Source organism: Salinimicrobium oceani (assembly GCF_012037645.1).
Genome location: NZ_JAAVJR010001499.1, coordinates 1 through 301, shown reverse-complemented (window position 1 = coordinate 301; position 301 = coordinate 1). Strand labels below are relative to the sequence as shown.

1 protein-coding gene is annotated in these 301 nt (G+C 35.2%); it reads left to right on the top strand.

Features of this window, described 5'->3' with window-relative positions:
• Positions 1-78: 78 nt before the first annotated feature.
• Positions 79-301: hypothetical protein (locus HC175_RS22820; protein ID WP_209310227.1), on the top strand; the 223-nt coding region annotated here is incomplete at its 3' end.

The window sequence follows — 301 nt, the reverse complement described above, 5'->3', positions numbered from 1 at the left end:
ATATAATCGGCAAAGTGGGAACGATGAATATTTTAATATAACCATACCTGTAAAATAACTAACCAAATAATTATCATTTTGAAAGACTTAGTTGCTAATTTCTATGAACTCTGGGGAGGAGCCTATTTAGGAAGCTTTTCAGATCAAATGTATGACAATGACCTTTATTTCTCGGTAGCCATTTATTCCAGTTTGGTGGCCTTGGTCCTGACTATCGCTTATTATTATGTCATCGACCGTCCTGGTACTGCTAAAATAAGTATATGGGCTTTAAATCTTTTGGTAGGAGGTATCTTGAGTA